The sequence below is a fragment of the Syntrophales bacterium genome, from assembly GCA_023229765.1.
Lineage (GTDB): Bacteria > Desulfobacterota > Syntrophia > Syntrophales > UBA5619 > DYTH01.
Map to the genome: position 1 here is coordinate 33642 of JALNYO010000002.1, position 17094 is coordinate 50735.

13 protein-coding genes are annotated in these 17094 nt (G+C 55.2%); 7 read left to right on the plus strand and 6 right to left on the minus strand.

Annotated features, from left to right (window positions below):
* Window positions 1–261: 261 nt before the first annotated feature.
* From lspA to M0P74_02140, 3 genes are read left to right on the plus strand one after another with little or no spacing between them, the layout of a single operon-like run.
* On the plus strand, window positions 262–756 hold the full coding sequence (lspA, locus tag M0P74_02130; GenBank protein MCK9362390.1) for a signal peptidase II: 495 nt from the start codon (window positions 262–264) through the stop codon (window positions 754–756).
* A gap of 15 nt (window positions 757–771) precedes the next feature.
* Entirely contained in the window at window positions 772–2145 is a 1374-nt protein-coding gene (locus M0P74_02135) for a TrkH family potassium uptake protein (GenBank protein MCK9362391.1), read from the plus strand.
* A gap of 27 nt (window positions 2146–2172) precedes the next feature.
* Window positions 2173–2823 (plus strand): TrkA family potassium uptake protein, encoded by a 651-nt coding sequence (locus tag M0P74_02140; GenBank protein MCK9362392.1) that lies wholly within the window; start codon window positions 2173–2175, stop codon window positions 2821–2823.
* A gap of 116 nt (window positions 2824–2939) precedes the next feature.
* On the opposite strand, the gene M0P74_02145 is transcribed toward M0P74_02140, so the two are convergent.
* From M0P74_02145 to M0P74_02165, 5 genes are all read right to left on the minus strand, one after another.
* Window positions 2940–4571, minus strand: coding sequence for a methyl-accepting chemotaxis protein (locus tag M0P74_02145; GenBank protein MCK9362393.1), 1632 nt, complete (start codon window positions 4569–4571; stop codon window positions 2940–2942).
* Between the two features lie 196 nt (window positions 4572–4767).
* Window positions 4768–6381, minus strand: a complete 1614-nt coding sequence (locus tag M0P74_02150; GenBank protein MCK9362394.1) for a methyl-accepting chemotaxis protein — start codon at window positions 6379–6381, stop codon at window positions 4768–4770.
* Window positions 6382–6574: 193 nt separating this feature from the next.
* On the minus strand, window positions 6575–8191 hold the full coding sequence (locus M0P74_02155; GenBank protein ID MCK9362395.1) for a D-aminoacylase: 1617 nt from the start codon (window positions 8189–8191) through the stop codon (window positions 6575–6577).
* A gap of 195 nt (window positions 8192–8386) precedes the next feature.
* The gene (locus M0P74_02160; GenBank protein MCK9362396.1) at window positions 8387–9394 is read right to left on the minus strand and encodes a hypothetical protein; all 1008 of its coding nucleotides are present in this window, start codon (window positions 9392–9394) and stop codon (window positions 8387–8389) included.
* 36 nt (window positions 9395–9430) lie between these two features.
* On the minus strand, window positions 9431–11509 hold the full coding sequence (locus M0P74_02165; protein MCK9362397.1) for an acetate--CoA ligase family protein: 2079 nt from the start codon (window positions 11507–11509) through the stop codon (window positions 9431–9433).
* A gap of 372 nt (window positions 11510–11881) precedes the next feature.
* On the opposite strand from M0P74_02165, the gene M0P74_02170 reads away from it, so the two are divergent.
* The 4 genes from M0P74_02170 (at window position 11882) to M0P74_02185 (ending at window position 15720) form a co-directional block, all read left to right on the plus strand.
* Window positions 11882–12385 carry a glycine/betaine/sarcosine/D-proline family reductase selenoprotein B gene (locus M0P74_02170; GenBank protein ID MCK9362398.1) on the plus strand — a complete coding sequence of 168 codons (504 nt, stop codon included), beginning with the start codon at window positions 11882–11884 and terminating at the stop codon, window positions 12383–12385.
* Window positions 12386–12403: 18 nt separating this feature from the next.
* Window positions 12404–12760 carry a hypothetical protein gene (locus tag M0P74_02175; GenBank protein ID MCK9362399.1) on the plus strand — a complete coding sequence of 119 codons (357 nt, stop codon included), beginning with the start codon at window positions 12404–12406 and terminating at the stop codon, window positions 12758–12760.
* Window positions 12761–12774: 14 nt separating this feature from the next.
* Window positions 12775–14214: an AAA family ATPase gene (locus M0P74_02180; protein ID MCK9362400.1), complete on the plus strand. Its 1440-nt coding sequence runs from the start codon at window positions 12775–12777 to the stop codon at window positions 14212–14214.
* A 288-nt stretch (window positions 14215–14502) separates the two neighbouring features.
* A complete protein-coding gene (locus tag M0P74_02185) occupies window positions 14503–15720 on the plus strand; it encodes an MFS transporter (GenBank protein ID MCK9362401.1) in 1218 nt (405 codons plus the stop codon).
* An 11-nt stretch (window positions 15721–15731) separates the two neighbouring features.
* Here M0P74_02185 and M0P74_02190 read toward each other — a convergent pair whose 3' ends face one another.
* Window positions 15732–17036 (minus strand): glycerate kinase, encoded by a 1305-nt coding sequence (locus tag M0P74_02190; protein ID MCK9362402.1) that lies wholly within the window; start codon window positions 17034–17036, stop codon window positions 15732–15734.
* Between the last annotated feature and the right edge of the window lie 58 nt (window positions 17037–17094).

Below are 17094 nucleotides of genomic sequence, written 5' to 3' on the forward strand. Positions count from 1 at the left end.
AAAACGGTAACTATTGAATACTTAACCAAGCTTGTCATCCCCGAGTGTTTCTATCGGGGATACGGTTTTAAAACCGGTACCATATTCCCGATTACACCCTCGGGAATGACAGATTTTATTATCATGTTGAATGGTTAAAAAAACATATCATTCGGGGATCTTTTGCCAGAGTTGGTTCATGAGGGGCGGGTTTAAAACCCGTCCGTACTTCCATCATTTGTTGCGCCCACGCCGGGCGGAAGTGTCCACAGGGGGTAATTTTTGAACAAAAAAAACGGAATTTTTCTGGCGATAGCGATTCTGGTGGTTCTCCTCGATCAGGCGACAAAGGCATGGATTGTAGCGGCGATGCGTCTCCATGACTCTTATGCCGTAATAAACGGTTTCTTTAACATCACATCAGTAAGAAATCCCGGCGCCGCGTTCGGGTTTCTGGCCGGCGCCCCGCCGTTTTTCCGCACAGTGTTTTTTATTGCCATCACCATCGGGGCGATTCTGCTGATTCTCTATTATCTGCGGGTCAGCCTGATCGACGATTATCCCCTGATCATTTCTCTGGCGCTGATTTTTGCCGGGGCTGCCGGCAATCTGATCGACCGGGTTCGCTTTGGAGAGGTTATTGATTTTCTTGATGTTTACCTGGGGAACTACCACTGGCCGGCATTCAATGTCGCCGATTCGGCGATTACCGTCGGCGCGTTTGTCATGATTGTCGCCATGCTCCGGAGACGAAAAGGGCAAAATGATGCACAATGAACGAACGGGGCAGTCATGAAGGTTTTTTTGCAGATCAAAAGAACCATTTCCCGACGGATGACGCCTCCCCGGATATTCCTGCTCGGATTTGCCGCCCTGATTCTGATTGGGGCGATTCTTCTCTGGCTGCCCTTTGCGGCGGAAAAAGAACGTCTGAGTTTTTTAGACGCGCTCTTTTCGTCGGCTTCCGCGGTCTGCGTGACGGGGCTGGCCGTGATCGATATCGGCAGAGACCTTTCCTTCGCGGGTCAGATAGTTACGCTCTTTCTTTTTCAGATCGGCGGCTTGGGGATAATAACCTTTTCCGTGGTCATCTTCGGGCTTTTGGGACGGGGCGTATCTTTTCGAGAGCGGGAACTAATTCAGAGCGCCTTCTTCTATGCCCCCCGCCGTGATTTTGTCTCAATAATCAGAAAAGTCCTGAAATTTACCTTTATTGCCGAGGCTGCCGGGGCGGTTATTTTGTTTATTCGCTTCCTTTTTGATTTCCCCCCCGCGACCGCCCTTTACCATGCCATCTACAATGCCGTTTCCGCCTTCAACAATTGCGGCTATTCGCTTTTTTCCGACAGCCTCATCAGATATCAGGGCGACTGGATTGTCAATTTTACGGTTATGGGGCTGATCATTCTCGGCGGCATAGGGTTCATGGTGCAGCAGGAGATTATCTTATGCTTCCGGGGCAAACTCAAAAGGCTTTCGCTGCATACCAAGCTTGTTCTCTTGACAACGACGGGGCTTATTTTTGCGGGAGCTGTCTTTTTTTATCTGTTTGAGGCCCACAATGCCCTCAATGGCGTTTCCGGGCCGGCCGCTTTTCTTATTTCCCTTTTTCAATCCGTCACCCCGCGCACCGCTGGTTTCAGCACTGTGGCGATCGACCGTTTGACTAACGAAACGGTTCTGTTAATGATAATTTTGATGTTCATTGGCGCTTCCCCCGGTTCGACCGGCGGCGGAATCAAGACAACCAGTTTCACGCTGATGGTGCTGATGATCTGGAACCGCATGAGGGGGCGCTTCAATGTCAGCGTCTTCAACCGGCAGATTCCCCGGGAGATTATGGGGCGCACCATTTCGATCGTTTTTGCCGCCTTTTTATTGATTGGCCTGGTCACCTCGATTATGCTGTTCTTTGGAGGAAACAATGCATTGCCGCCAGAGGCGCTGCGCCACCTTTTTATCGAGTACATATTTGAGACAGTTTCCGCGTTCGGAACGGTTGGCCTTTCTATGGGAATTACTCCGGAAATGAGCAATATTCAGAAGGCAGCCATTATTGTAATAATGTTTGCGGGCCGGGTGGGGCCGCTGACGCTGGCCTTTTCCTGGTATGCCGAGGGGAAAAATGAAATCGAGTATGCTGAAGAATCCGTTATGGTCGGTTAGACCGGCAAAAGAGGGGAGGGGTTAGCGATGCAGCAGCGGGTGGTTGTGATCGGTCTGGGTATCTTCGGTTTCAATATCGTGAAGGAGTTGTATGCAGGCGGTTTAGAGGTTATCGCCATCGACAAGGACAAACAGGCTGTGCAGGCGGCAAGGGACTGCTCGACGAAGGCGATTGTCGCCGACGGGACAAATCGGGAGGTGATGGAGCAAATCGGTATCCAGGAGGACGACGTCGTCATCGTTTCGTTCGGCGAGGATCTTGCGGCATCGACGCTAACGACGCTGCACCTCCGGCAGATGAAAATCCGGACGATCATCGTCAAGGCCCCGAACGAGGAACACAAGCTGATTCTGGAAAAGGTCGGGGCGACGGAGGTGATGATTCCGGAGCGGGAGATTGCCCACAAGGTCGCCAGAAGCCTCATCTCGCCGAATGTTCTGGAATATCTTCCCCTTTCGGACGATTACGTGATCTCCGAGGTGGCCCCGCCGAACGACTTTATGGGGAAAAGCCTCGCCCAGTTGCAACTTCGTTCGCGCTACCATGTCGAGGTGATCGCCATCAAGGATGTGCTTTCCGACAAGCTAACCATGATCCCGAAGGCGGACTTCATCCTCAAGGACGGCGATGTGCTGGTTGTGGTCGGCAAGGAGGAGGAGATCAGGAAGATAAAGTAACTGATCAGTTTCTGCTTCCCCAGATTCAATATCTAAACTCAGTCAACAGCCGCGCTCGCCGTTTTCCGCAAACGGAGGGCAGCCTCCCTGCGGAGTGCAAGGATGCTGCGGAGTGATTAAAAATCCTTGAATTCATCATGATCATCAAGCGGGATCACCTGCTCGGGAGTGACGATCCTGCCCCCGGATGCGGCCTTTGCCCTGGGGTTTGGTTTGGCAACAAGCGATTTCATACCCTTCCCCTTTGCAATGGTCGGGGAGTGTGTTGGCCGGCGCGCCGTATCTATATGCCCGGAAGAGGCGCCGCCGTCTTCGGCATTGCTTCCCCGAACGACCGTTATCATGTCGCCGACATACCCCTTCATCTGCAACGCCTGGGCGCTAAGTTCCTCGGAGGCCGACGCCGACTCCTCGGCATTGGCGGCGTTCCGCTGAATCACTTTATCCATCTCGGCAATCGCCTTGCTGATCTGGGAAATCCCCTGCGCCTGCTCGCTTGAAGCGGCGGCAATCTCTCCGACCAGTTCGCCTACCTTCTTCGCCCCGCCCAGCACCCGGTCGAACGCCATGTTAGTTTTGGCGACAATCTCCGAGCCGTTTTTGATCCGCTTGATCGACTCGTCGATCAGATTCTCCGTGTTTTTGGCCGCCTCCGCCGACCGCAGCGCCAGGTTTCTCACCTCGTCGGCGACCACGGCAAAGCCTGCTCCCGCTTCCCCGGCGCGGGCCGCCTCGACCGCAGCGTTCAAAGCCAGGAGGTTCGTCTGAAAAGCGATCTCGTCGATCGTCTTGATGATCTTCGCCATGTCTTCGCTTCCCGTGGTGATCTGCTGCATCGCCCCGGTCAGCTCCTGCATGGCGCCATTCGCTTCATTAACGACCCGGCCGGTCTCCGCCATTAACGTATTGGCCTGGTTGGCGTTTTCGGCGTTCTGCGAGGTCATCGACGAGAGCTCCTCAATCGAGGCCGACGTCTCCTCAAGCGAGGATGCCTGCTCCGACGCCCCTTCCGCAAGGGACTGACTCGCCGCCGACACCTGGGAGGCTGCCGATGCAACCTGGTTCGAACCATCCGCAAGGCCTAGCGCCACCCGATTCAGGGGAGCGGCGATGAAGCGGGAAAGATATAATCCCATAAACATGGAAACAACGGCCCCCAAAATGGTCAGAAAAACCATAATCGTTGTACTGATGTTCGCTGTGGTTGAGTTTTTATTGGAGCGTTTTTTCGCCCCGTCTATCCTGTCGCTGACTAAACTGTTGATCGCGCCTTCAATCTGGCCGGAGATAACCGCTCCCTCCTTCCGAAGGAGGGCCAGCGCCTCGCCGGATTGTCCCTCTTTTGCGAGTTCGATTGCCTTTGCCCGAATGGGAGGATAATTTTTCAGTCCTTCTTTCAGAATATTGAACTTGTTCCTGATATCCTTATCGGTTATTGATTTTTCGAAGATATTCAAATGATCGGCGATGCTTCGATCCAGCTTTTCAATCCTGGCTATATACTCGCTGGCGTCTTTATAGTTGTAAGACTCTATCATGATCTCGCCAAGTTCAACCCTTGCCCGCTGATAAGCGGTAGAAATCTCGGCGATATCCCCCAGCGGCTTGGTGTTTAATTCGTACAGTTGCCTGTCCAGATTATTGGTATTTCTGATCTGGATAATCCCGAAAATCCCAACAACGGTGGCAATCAAGCTCACCATGATAAACCCGCCCAACAGCTTTGTGGCAATGCTAATGTTTCTCATTATTTCTCCCTTTCTAACGTTGCGCTGTGATTTCCGCCGCCAGTATTATTCAGGGGTGTTACTAATTGATATTTATAAAAGATATCATTTATGTTGATGCCTTAAAATTATTATGCACATAATTAAGCAAGCGAGGCGTTCATCTGATACGTTCAGAGGTACTCATAAACTATTTTTGATTATAGTCAAGTTTTTACTAAAAATCATGAAATTCGTCGCGATCATCCATCGGGATAATCTGCTCGGGACGGACAATCCTGGCGCCGGATGCTGTTATTTTCCCCTTCTTTCTGCGGGCGGGGAGCGACTTTGCTGCATGTCCGTTCGTTGGGGAATTCAGGGCAGGTCTCTGCTGACGCGTCAACGGCCGATGCCCGGAAGGAGCGCTGAATCCTGTGGCATTGTTTCCTCGAACAACGGTTATCATGTCGCCGACATACCCCTTCATCTGCAGAGCTTGGGCGCTCAGTTCCTCGGAAGCCGCCGCCGATTCTTCGGCATTGGCGGCGTTCTGCTGAACCACCTTGTCCATCTCGGCGATTGCCTTGCTAATCTGGGCAATCCCCTGTGCCTGCTCGTTTGACGCTGCGGCGATCTCACTCACCAGCCCGCCGACCTGCTTCGCACCGTTTAGCACCCGGTCGAACGCCTCGTTTGTTTTAGTGACAATCTCCGAACCGTTTTTGATCCGCTTGATCGACTCGTCAATCATATCCTCCGTATTCTTAGCCGCTTCCGCCGACCGCAACGCCAGGTTTCTTACCTCATCGGCGACCACGGCAAAGCCTGCCCCCGCTTCTCCGGCGCGGGCCGCCTCGACCGCAGCGTTCAAAGCCAGCAGGTTCGTCTGAAAAGCGATCTCGTCGATCGTCTTGATGATCTTCGCCATGTCCTCGCTTCCTGTGGTGATCTGCTGCATCGCCCCGGTCAGCTCCTGCATGGAGCGATTTGCCTCATTCACCACCCGGCCAGTCTCTAAAGTTACGCTATTGGCCTGATTGGCGTTTTCGGCATTCTGAGATGTCATTGACGAGAGCTCCTCAAGTGAGGCCGATGTCTCTTCCAGTGCCGATGCCTGCTCAGACGAGCCCTCCGCGAGGGCCTGACTCGCCGCTAACACCTGCGCCGACGCCGATGCCACCTGGCTTCCGCCATCCGAGAGCCCCTTGATAACCCGGTTCAGCGGCGCAGTGATGGATTTTATAAGAAAAATACTCAGAACGGCAACTATGAGCAGTCCGAGCAAACTGATGATAACAAATTGACCGGTAATGTCGCTGGTAATTTCATCATAGCGCGTATTAGGCACCCCCACGTATAATATCCCGATAATCTCCCCTGCGGCATTCTTGATCGGTTCGTAAGCAGTCTGATTCCAAATCCCTACTACTTCGGCCTTGCCGACATAGACCCGCCCGCCGGTAAGGGTTTCATCGATGACTTTCTGAGAGGCCTTCGTTCCCACAGCTCGTTCGCCGGAGGGCTTTTTCACGTTTGTGGCGACGCGGGTATCACCCTGAAAGATGGTTACCGTGTCGCCTGTCAACTCGCCGATGGTGTCAATAATCCCGAAATTGCCGTTCATCAGGGTGTCGCCCTTAAACAGCTTCCCTTCCCTGATCGACCAGGCGCCCGGATGTTTTTCGTTCAGGAGAGCTCGTCCCATTGCCAGATCGCCGGCAAGTTTTTCATGGGCGGTCTTGATGATTCTGGTTTTGAAGACGTATATAGTTGATACGCCGATAGAGACGATAATCAGCGCAAAAATAAGCACGAACAGGACAATCTTCATTTTCAAATTGAATTTCATGTTGCTATTTCCTTTCGCTGTTAATAATGGAATTAGTAATTATGGCTGAACCCGGCAACTCCTCAATGAACTGAATAGCTGTGAAACGTTCGACTAACAGAGAGGCTTATACCTGCTTTACCTTGTATTTTCAACCATCGTTTTTGAAATTTTGAAGTTATAAGGAGGAATCCTTTATCATCGGAAAAAACGCTTAATTTAAAGACCCATGCTTTTTCCTGGCCCCATGCTTTTTCAATACCAGGCCTGCCAAAACACCGGTTAATTTGCCATCGCGCGCGGCAATTTGTCCGTTTACCGTCACCATCCGGATGCCTGTCGGGTACTGATGAGGATTGGCGAAGGTTGACCGGGCGGCGATTTTCAACGGATCAAACAGCGCCAGATCGGCGATATATCCGGAGCGGATGATGCCCCGGTCGGTCAGGCCAAGGCGGTGGGAGGGCAGGCCGGTCATCTTGTAAATGGCCTTTTCCAGCGAAAGCAGTCCTCTTTCCCGAACGCCGGTTTCCAGAACCAGGGGGAAGGTTCCATACGAGCGGGGGTGCGTCATTCCCTCGGCATTGGCGGCGGAAAGCGCCAAGCCGTCCGAACCAACGGCAACGAAGTCGCTTTTCATGATGGACTCGACGTCGGCGGGAGAAAGCGAGAAAAAAGCGGCGTGGGTGGAGATGTCCTCCTGGAGGATGCGCAGCGCCGCCGCCTCCGGCGCCAGATTCCATAAAGCGGCCGCATCGGCAAGGGTTTTCCCCGACAAAAAACGGAGTTTTGCGGAAGCGATTCCGGTAAACATGATTGTTGCGGCATCTCCGCGCGTGACGATCAGCTCTTTTATTGCCTCTGCAAGCTTCGGAATCAGCTTCGCGTCAGCAAGGCGTTTGCCGGTTTCCTGAGCGCCGCCGGCGAGCGCCCAGCCGGGCAGCAGTACGGAGAGGGTGGTCTCTGTGGCCTCATAGGGGTACTGATCGGCGCCGATGTCAATGCCTTGCCGTCTGGCCCCCGCTATCCTGTTCAGGGTTTCTCGGGCCTGGCCCCAATTCGCCTTTCCCAGCGCTTTCAGGTGGGAAACCTCGATGGCTGCGCCCGATTTTCTGCCGATTTCGATAGCTTCATCAATTGCGGCAAACAGGGTTGTCCCTTCGCCCCGGATGTGGCTCGCGTAAAGCGCGCACTTCCGGGCGAGAACCACTGCCAGTTCGATCAACTCCTCTGCGCTGGCGAAGCTGCCGGGCGGGTAGATCAGGCCTGTGGACATTCCCCACGCCCCTTGAGCGAGCATTTCTTCCAGGAGACGTTTCATCTCTCCCATTTCCTGCCGCTCCGGCGGGCGATTTTCCATTCCCATAACCGCAATCCGCAACGCCCCGTGTCCGACCAGCGGCGCCAGGTTCACGCCGATGCCGACTTTTTCGAGCTTATCGGCAAAACCCGCCAGATCGCTCCACTTGATTCCGCCTTGGGGAAAAACGAACTCATGCATGGCGAGATACTCTTCGAGTATTCCCCTGCGATTCTCGGCGACAGGGAAAAAACCCAGGCCGCAATTGCCGGTCACGTCGAGGGTTACTCCCTGCAGCAGCTTGCTTTCGGCAAAAGGATTCTCGAAGATATTGGCGTCGGTGTGGCTGTGAATATCGATAAAGCCCGGCGCCAGGACAAGGCCGGCGCCCGCGACGACGACTGAGGCAGCGCCGCACAATTCGGGGGCTATTTCCGCAATGCGGTCCCCGGCGACAGCGACGTCCGCTTCATACGGCGCCCCGCCGGTTCCGTCCGCAACCGTGACTTTTTTAAACAGGATATCGTACATGGATGTTGATCGCTTTTACTCAAAAATGCGTACATAAATTGCGGTGCGGGCACACCCGCCATGCCGCACAAAACACCTAACATATTTATAAACCCCCATGCCCGGGGGGCTCAACGAAGCATGAAAATCCCCCCTTGCCCCCCTTTGGCAAAGGGGGGATGGGGGGATTTTCATATAAACCAAAGGACGGCGGATTTACCGAGGGGCGAGCCAGGAAGAAATCACGCCGGCATCGAGCATGGTGCGCAGGCCGGCCGACGCCTTGACAATCCTTTTGACGGCGTTTACGGCCATTGCGCAGGTTGCCGTGTCTCCGGGGAGCCCGCCCTTGACCGTCACATCCAAGGGCGGCTCCCCGTCGATGAAGGTGCGGTCCTGCGGATTGGGGTGGCCGAAATAGGCCTGAAGATGGAGCGTGATGACGGCGTTTCCGGCGTGATATCCCTGACAGAGCTGATCGACGCCGCAGACCCGGCCGGGGGCAATCTCAATGAACTGGCTTCGGAGCGTCTTCGTCGCCATCACGGGATAGACGCGCTCCTCGATCCTGTCGAGCGCAATACCCAGCGCGGCGGCGATCAGTTGCACGGATTCGGAGAACCCGACATGACGAATGGTCAGCTCCGCAACCTTCTTTTCGAACTCGGCGAGGTCGAGCCCCGCGCCGATTTTCTGCTGGAAGGGGAGCCGTCGGAGCGAGGCGTCCTGAAAACGCTCGATCAGTACCGAGTTAACCAGGCTGCAGGCGCCGCTTATGAAAACAGGCAGGATATCCATCGCAAAGCCAGGATTGACGCCGGTGCCCAGAACGGCCAGCCCTTTTTCTTTCGCCTTTTCGTCGATCAGGCGCGACTCTTCGGGGCAGTTTTGAAAAGGGTAGGAGAGCTGTTCGCAGGTCGAAACGACATGCCAGCCCGCCTCGATGCAGGCGATAATCTGCGGCGTGATCCGTTTCAGCCAGGAACCGGTGCAGACGATTGCCACCCCTGGGACGGCTGCCGAATGCAGTGCCTCTTCGATGGTGGGCTTTACCGTTACGCCCAGCGGGGGCAGTCCCAGAATCTCTCCCAAATCCCGGTTATTGTACCCGGGGGCGATGTCGGCGGCCGCCGCGAGCCGCAAATTGGGCCGCTGGGACGCGATTTTCGCAATGAGCTGGCCTACGGGGCCAAGGCCGATAATGGCAACGGGGATCTGGTTCATTGATTTTCCTCCATTTTTTGTTTCAGCTTCTAAAAATTACAGCAGCACGACAGTTGCATCGACCGCAACGGCGCCATCCGGGCCATAGATCAGCGGGTTGATGTCAATTTCGCTGATTTGGGGGAAGGCGAGGCCGATCTCGCCCAGGCGGACGATAATGCGGGCGAGCTCTTCCCGATCTACCGGCGCTGAACCCCGAAAGCCGTCCAGCAGTTTCTGTCCGCGGATGCCGGCGATCATCGCCAGCGCCATTTGCAGCGTCAGCGGGGCGACGGCAAAAACGGCATCCTCGTATAATTCCGCAGAGATGCCCCCGATGCCGCACATAACGCATGCCCCGAGCTGGGGATCGCGCAGGAGCCCCAGAATGAGTTCCACCTTGCCGGGTATCTGCTTTTGGAGCAGAACCTTGCCCCGATTTTCCATCTTTCGGTGAAGTTCTTCGAATTTTTCCCGGGCGGATTTTTCATCGGCGATGCCGAGGCGCACCAGATCGAGTTCGGTCTTGTGGATGGCGCCGGGCAGCAGACCCTTCATGACAACCGGAAAACCAAATTCCGCCGCCATCCTTTCGGCCTGCGGCGCCGAATTAACGACCGCCTCCTCGACGGTCGGGATACCGCAGGCCGCCAGCAGTTGTTTCGAGAGATGCTCGTCAAGCGTCCCGGTTTCTGAGGTCATGATTTTTTCTATTTCTGGGAGAATATTTACCGGTGAGACCTCCGGCGCTCCTTCGGGCAGGCGACGTTTGCGGATGGCCGCCCTCAGGCATTCGGCCGCCCGGCCGATCTCGGTAAAAACCGGAATTCCAGCGGAAAGCGCTTCCTTTTGGGTTTTTAAAACCAAATCCTGTTTTCCGACCAGCCAGGCGACAAGCGGTTTGCCGTGTTTTTTGATCAGGGCGGCAAAGGATGACAGATTGGACAGCATCCGGATATTCCCGGCGGACAGATGCAGAAAGACCGCGTCCACCCCCGGATCGGCAAGGACAGCGGACAGGGCGAGGCCCTGAACGTCAACGTCCGAGCCGAGATGACTTTCAATAGCCGGCCACAAATCGACCGGGTTGGAAACGGGCATCCAGGACGGAAACAGTTTTTCCAGCTCCCGTTTTGTTTCCGGGGAAAAGTCCGCAAGGGCAAGTCCCTGTTCTTCAACAAAGTCAGTGGAAACGATCCCCGCCCCGCCGCTGAAGGTGAGAATGGCCGTTCTTTTACCCCCCGCGGCAGGTTCCGTCAAGGACAGGGAGCGACAGATATCGGCCATTTGCCGGAAGTCTGTTGCCTCTATAACCCCCGCCTGTCTCATCAGGCCGGAGACGATCCGGCGGTTTCCGGCAAGCGAGGCGGTGTGGCTCATCGCCGCTTCGGCCCCCTTTTTGCTTTTTCCCCCTTTGAGGACGACAATCGGTTTTGCACAGCGGCGCGCCAACTCCAGGAAGCGCCTGCCGTCGGCAAAGGATTCAAGATACATCCCGATTACGTCCGTCTGGGGGTCGTCCATGAAATATTCAAGGATATCGCACTCATTTATGTCAACCTTATTCCCCAGCGAACATACTTTGGCAATACCGGTCAGGGCATGGGTCATGATATCCACCAGAAAAACCGCGGAGAGCATGCCGCTCTGCACAACAAGGGAGACGCGGCCGGGAATCAGCAGGCCTTGCTGCTGCCATTCCGGTACCATGAAGGAAAAGATGTTGCTGCCTGCAACATCCACGAGACCCATGCAGTTCGGCCCCCAGATGCGAATCCCCGTGCGGGCCGCAATCTCCAGCAGCTCTGTCTGAAATTTCGCCCCCGCGGGACCTGTTTCGGCGAACCCCCCCGATTCAATCATTACGCCGGGTATCCCGTTTGCGGCGCATTCCGCCACCGCCTCCGGCACCTGGGAGGCCGGCACGAAGACTATCGCGAGATCGGCTTTGCCGGGAACATCCGTAACCGACGGATAGCAGGCCAGGCCTTCAATCTCCGTGTAACGCGGATTGACCGGGTAGATTGGGCCTTTGTACCCCATCTGCAGATTCTTCACGATGGCGTTTCCGCCCTTTATCGGGTTGGAGGTTGCGCCGACGACGATTACCCCTTCCGGGGTAAAAAAGTTTTTCATTATTTCTCCTGCACAATTATCTTTTTGGCATCTTCAATAACAAGCTTACCGCGCCCGCCTTCTACAGCAAACCCCTCAACGATGCAATGCTTTTCTACTTTGGCTTGACTGGGAAAAGACAGGAAACACAAAGGGCAAGTCTGAAAAAGCCAAAGACTAAAGTTCGCGGGCTGAATCTATCGTAGTTGTAATAATTAATCGATATAAGACGATTATTGTGATATAAAAATATATGGAATCAGCAGGATGGAGAGCAAGCAGGAGTCAAAAATATTATGAAGAAACTTTATTCCTGAGACGAACCGGAGCACATTCAGATTTATTAAAAAGTAGTCACAGAAAAACAAATCTTTACCTTTTCAGGAGGATTTCATGGATGATCTTAGGCCGTACCGTTCTTTCGTCAGTTACATAGATCGCAGCCGGGAGTACTACGCCGCCCAGGGCTACACCAGGCCGTACGCCTGGGCCCATCACGAAGAAGTCCCTTTTGCCCCGCTGCAAAAACCGCTCTCCGAATGCCGTGTGGGATTGGTGACAACAGCAGGCAGAACGTCGGCGGAGGGGCTGATCGGGGCCGGAGGGCTAATGCGTGGCTCCTACGCGGAGCCGGTGAACCCGCCGCCGAAAAATCTATTCACCAACGATCTGTTTTGGGACAAGAATGCGACCCATACTGAGGATGTTGACAGCTTTCTGCCAATAAACCGCCTTGCTGAGCAGGCCGAAGAAGGCAGAATCGGGTCGGCTTCGCCCCGCTTCTACGGAGTCCCCACCGATTACAGCCAGAATCGAACAGCGCAGGATGTCGCCCCCCGGATACTCGAGTGGTGCCGGGAGGATGGCCTCGACGCCGTGATTCTAATGGCGCTTTGACCGGTTTGCCACCAGACCGTGAGTCTGGTAGCAAGGCACTTGGAGGCGAATGGCCTCCCCACGGTGGTCATGGGCTGCGCGCGGGACGTTGTTGAAGAGTGCGGCGTTGCCCGCTTAATGTTCACCGATTTTCCGCTGGGAAATCCCTGTGGAAAACCCTGGGACAAAGAGATGCAGCGCTCAATCGTCGGAAGCGCGCTCGATCTGCTGGAGCGGGCCTGGATGCCGCGCACCACTATCCAGACGCCGTTTCACTGGGAAAACGAAACATGGCGCGACGCCTTCATGCGGGTGGACGACAGCAACCGCGAGACGCTTGCCCGAGCAGGCGAGGAGCGTCGCCGCCTTCAGGCCGAAATCAAGAAATTACGGTGACTGAGGGAAAATCCATGATTGAATCCCAAACCCTGCCGCCGATGATTGCCGCCCTGCTGAAAAGGGCGCGCCAGGAACACGGCGCCGGGAAGGTGGAGCTGCTGGAAACCCATATATCATGGGTGCTTCTGGCTGGCGACTATGCCTACAAAATCAAGAAGCCGGTAACACTCCCTTTTGTGGACTACAGCAGCCTCAAGGCGCGCCGCGCCTTCTGCGAGGCGGAACTGATGCTAAACCGCCGCTATGCGCCCGACATCTACCTGGGGCTGGAACCTATAGGTGGGTCGGCGGAAGCGCCGATTCTTGGAGAAATGCCGGCCATCGAGTGGGCCGTAAAGATGCGCCGCTTCGACGAGAAATGGCGCATGGACCACGTCTGCGCCCGGGGCGAGCTGACACCGGCCATAGTTTTCGACTTGGTGCAGACCGTGGCGGCCTTTCATGAAGCCGCACTAAAAGCGCCGCCGGGAAGCCGTTTTGGCGAGGCAGATCAGGTGCTGGCGCCGGCGCTGGAAAACTTCGAGGAACTGCGCCCTCTGCTCCCGGCAGAAGAAGCGTTGCTATCGAATCTGGAAAGATGGACAAGAATTGAATTCGAAAGATGCCAGACAAGCTTCGCCGCCCGCAAGAGAGCCGGGCACATCCGTGAGTGCCACGGCGACCTGCATTTGGGCAACATTGTCCTCCTTGACGGCAGAGCCGTCCCCTTCGACTGCATAGAATTCAACGAAGATTTGCGCTGGATCGATCAGGCAAGCGAGCTGGCCTTCACCTACGAGGATCTGCTCGACCACGGCCAGCCCGGTCTTGCCAACTGGCTTATCAGCGAATGGCTGGCGGCAACCGGCGACTTCGAAGCCTTGGGGGTGCTGCCCTTTTACGCAGTTTACCGCGCCCTGGTGCGGGCCAAAGTGGCGGCGCTCGGCGGCAATGTTGCCGAGGCGTGTGAATATCTGGCGATGGCGACTCGCCTTTCTACTCGCCCACATCCAACCTTGTCCATCACCTACGGCCTCTCCGGTTCCGGCAAAACCACCCTCTCATCCGCACTCCTGCTGGACGATAAGACAGCCAATACGGTGCGCATCCGTTCCGATGTCGAAAGAAAGCGCCTGTTCGGTCTGGCGCTCGAGAACGCCGGCGGCAACATCTACACAGAAGAAGCGACAAACAGAACCTACCGCCGTCTTGAAAAACTGGCCGAAGACACGCTGAGCGCCGGTTGGTCGGTAATCGTTGATGCGGCCTTCCTGCGGCGAATTCAAAGGGAACAATTTCGCAATTTGGCCGGTCGCCTGAACCTGTCTTTTAAAATCCTCGCCTGCGAGGCGCCCCCGGACGAGCTTTGCCGTCGCCTGCGTGCGCGCCAAAATGACGCCTCCGACGCAACGGTGGCCGTGCTGGAGCAACAGTTAAAATTTGCAGAGGCGCTGACGGAAGAAGAAATATAGGGACACTTCCCACCAAAAATCATTCCCCATGATCTGGCGCACCCATTTCCCCTGGAATGATCTCAATTAATGACCTGAGGGCTTTATTGACAAGCATCGCCTATTGACGGGTGAGGTATAAGCAGAACGGGCTTCTAATTAAAATGAAAATGAATTTATATTTTTTACCGGCAGGCGCCCGAAAGACCGCCCCGGGGATTTCCTTAAGTTTTATGACGGGCAAATCATGACAGCGGCGGCTTTCCAAATTTGCTGTTGCTTTTAGCCGGATATTCTGTAAAAGGAGCCATGAAAATTCTACGACAGACTGGCACAGGCGAATGGAGCGAGGGAAAAGACGGCGGGAATGCTGCCGTTTATGCCATTGTCCTGTCGCAGTTCTGTTTTGCCGTCGGCATGAACATCGTAATCTCCTTCATGCCCTTTTACATATTGGACATCAGCAAATACAGCCCCACCCGAACGATGGTCTGGATTGGGCTGATCATGGGGCTAAACTCCTTTGTTATGGCCGCCGTCGCCCCTTTCTGGGGAAGCCTGACCGCCAAATACAGTCCCAAGCTATTGTACGAAAGGGTTTTCTTAATAAGCGGCGTCATTACTCTGTTGATGGGCTTTACGCAAAGCCTGCCGTTGATTTTGGCGCTCCGGATCATCCAGGGCGTCTTGGGCGGCGCCTCCACTATCGGCCTTTTTATGGTATCACGGCTTTCCCTCCGGGAAAAACTGGCCGGCAACCTTAGCTTGTTTCAAAATTCGATCACCGCCGGCCAACTGCTCGCTCCTCCGGTGGGCGCCTACGTTGTCGTGCACATGGGCTACGCGGCTCCGTTTATCCTCTCTGCGGCTTTAATTGCTGTAAGCCTGCTGCTCTGCCATTTATACGTTTCCGGGATTGCCCCGAAACAAGAAGAAATTGAAAGTAAAACTTCATATAATAAGCAAGTCATCTTCGGATGGGTGTTGAGCTTCATCGCCACTGTCAACCTGACGTTTCTGCCATCCATTCTTCCCAACGTCCTGGCGGGATTTTCGCTGAAGGGCAATGACGCCCTCAAAGCTGCCGGGTTTATAATGATGGGATATACTGCAACCGCGATTTTGGGGAATTACCTGATCAGCAACCTGACGCCGCTGGCGAAGATCAAAAAAACAATCGTCGCGGCCTGCCTCTTCTCGGCTTTTTCACAAATAATCATGTACTTCGCCCCTGGGGTCTTCTCCTTTGCAGCGGTGCGGATGCTCCAGACAGGGGCGATCGCCGCCGTCATCTCGCTGGTTATGGCTGAATTTGCAGGGGGAGGAGGCGGGGCAAAAATCGGCTTCCTGAATTCCGCCCGTTTTGCCGGAAACGGCGCCGGTCCGCTGCTGGCCACCTTTGTGCTGGCCCGGGCAAACCTTTTGACCCTCTATATTGTCATCTCCCTGTCAACGGTTGGTTCGGTGCTGGCGTTCCTGTTCACGGAGCGGCAGGTCGGCCGCACAACGGCAACTAAAAATTCCTGATTAGTTTTCCCTCATCCGCTTATCAGCAGCGCCGAAATATCCATCACGTTTGTGCCGGTGGGACCGGTCATGATCAGGTCCCCCGTCTGTGCGAAGAAATGGTAGGAGTCGTTGTTTGACAGATACTTTTCGATGTTGAGATTGAGGCTTTGCGCCTTTTCCCAGCTTGCGCGGTCGCAGATCGCCCCGGCGGCATCAGAATGTCCGTCGATCCCGTCCGTGCCGAGGCTGAAAAACACAAAACGGGGATTTTCCCTAATCTCATTCAGCACGGCAAGCGCCATCTCCTGATTGCGCCCTCCCTTCCCGTCGCCTTGGAGAGTCACCGTCGTCTCCCCACCGAAAAGCAGCAGCACTGGCGGGGTAAAGGGCTGGTCCGTTGCCGCAATCTCCTCGCCGATGGCAACTATCGCCCGGGCTGCCTCCCTCGCCTCTCCGCGCAGACGGGAAGTCATGATATGGGCGGGAATGCCCAGTCTCGCGGCATTCTCCTTCGCCTTCCGGAGGGCTTTCATGTTGCTGTCGATGATGAAGTGCTTTATCCGCGGGTTTTCGCTTTGCGGCGTATCCTCCAACGGTCTGGACAACCCCCGCTCAACAACCGTTCTGACGGCAGCCGGCGCCCCTTCCCAGAGGCGGTATTTTTTCAGGATCGCCTGCGCGTCGGCAAAGGTGGAACGATCAAAATACAAAGGCCCCGATCCGATCGCCTCGAGATCGTCGCCGATCACATCCGAAACCACCAGGACAACTCCGCGCGCCCTTGTCAAGCGGCCCAGCCGTCCACCCTTGACAAGCGAGAGGTGCTTGCGAACGATGTTGATCTCTTCGATCGGAACGCCGCCCGCCAAGAGTCCCTTCGTCAGCAACTGCATATCCGCAAGCGAAATCGGGGAAACCGGTTTTTCGATAAGGGCGGAGCTGCCCCCGGATAACACATAGATAAAAAAATCTTCCGCTGCAAGCGCCGCCATTTTTTCCATCAGCATTTCCGCCGCGCGTACGCTCTTTTTGGTCAGCACCGGATGTGAGCTCTCAAACACCTCAACGCCGTCGAGCAAGGCGGGATAGTTCGAGACAACAAAACCCTCCGCAAGCTTTTCTCCCAGCAACTCTTTTACCGCCCGCGCCGTCTCCACGGCGGCTTTCCCGCTGCCGAACAGATGCACCCCGCGCTCTTTTGGGATAACAAAAATTTCCCCTTCGATGCTCAGAACCCCCTGTTCAAATTTCAATTTCTCGCGCACCATGTTGGCCGGCAGTGTTGCTGCAATAGTCTCTCTTACAATTGCCGTCATTATTTCTCTGCCGATCATACTTCTCCTCCCCTTCCGGTTCCCGGTCGCTACCATTTGCGAACCGCACCATTAAAAT

Bases quoted from the DNA above. Each gene is read 5' to 3' on its own strand.
- M0P74_02185 (MCK9362401.1), top strand. From the start codon at position 14,503: ATGAAAATTCTACGACAGACTGGCACAGGCGAATGGAGCGAGGGAAAA.
- M0P74_02140 (MCK9362392.1), top strand. From the start codon at position 2,173: ATGCAGCAGCGGGTGGTTGTGATCGGTCTGGGTATCTTCGGTTTCAAT.
- M0P74_02145 (MCK9362393.1), bottom strand. From the start codon at position 4,571: ATGAGAAACATTAGCATTGCCACAAAGCTGTTGGGCGGGTTTATCATG.
- M0P74_02180 (MCK9362400.1), top strand. From the start codon at position 12,775: ATGATTGAATCCCAAACCCTGCCGCCGATGATTGCCGCCCTGCTGAAA.
- M0P74_02170 (MCK9362398.1), top strand. From the start codon at position 11,882: ATGGATGATCTTAGGCCGTACCGTTCTTTCGTCAGTTACATAGATCGC.
- M0P74_02165 (MCK9362397.1), bottom strand. From the start codon at position 11,509: ATGAAAAACTTTTTTACCCCGGAAGGGGTAATCGTCGTCGGCGCAACC.
- M0P74_02160 (MCK9362396.1), bottom strand. From the start codon at position 9,394: ATGAACCAGATCCCCGTTGCCATTATCGGCCTTGGCCCCGTAGGCCAG.
- M0P74_02135 (MCK9362391.1), top strand. From the start codon at position 772: ATGAAGGTTTTTTTGCAGATCAAAAGAACCATTTCCCGACGGATGACG.
- M0P74_02155 (MCK9362395.1), bottom strand. From the start codon at position 8,191: ATGTACGATATCCTGTTTAAAAAAGTCACGGTTGCGGACGGAACCGGC.
- M0P74_02190 (MCK9362402.1), bottom strand. From the start codon at position 17,036: ATGATCGGCAGAGAAATAATGACGGCAATTGTAAGAGAGACTATTGCA.
- M0P74_02150 (MCK9362394.1), bottom strand. From the start codon at position 6,381: ATGAAATTCAATTTGAAAATGAAGATTGTCCTGTTCGTGCTTATTTTT.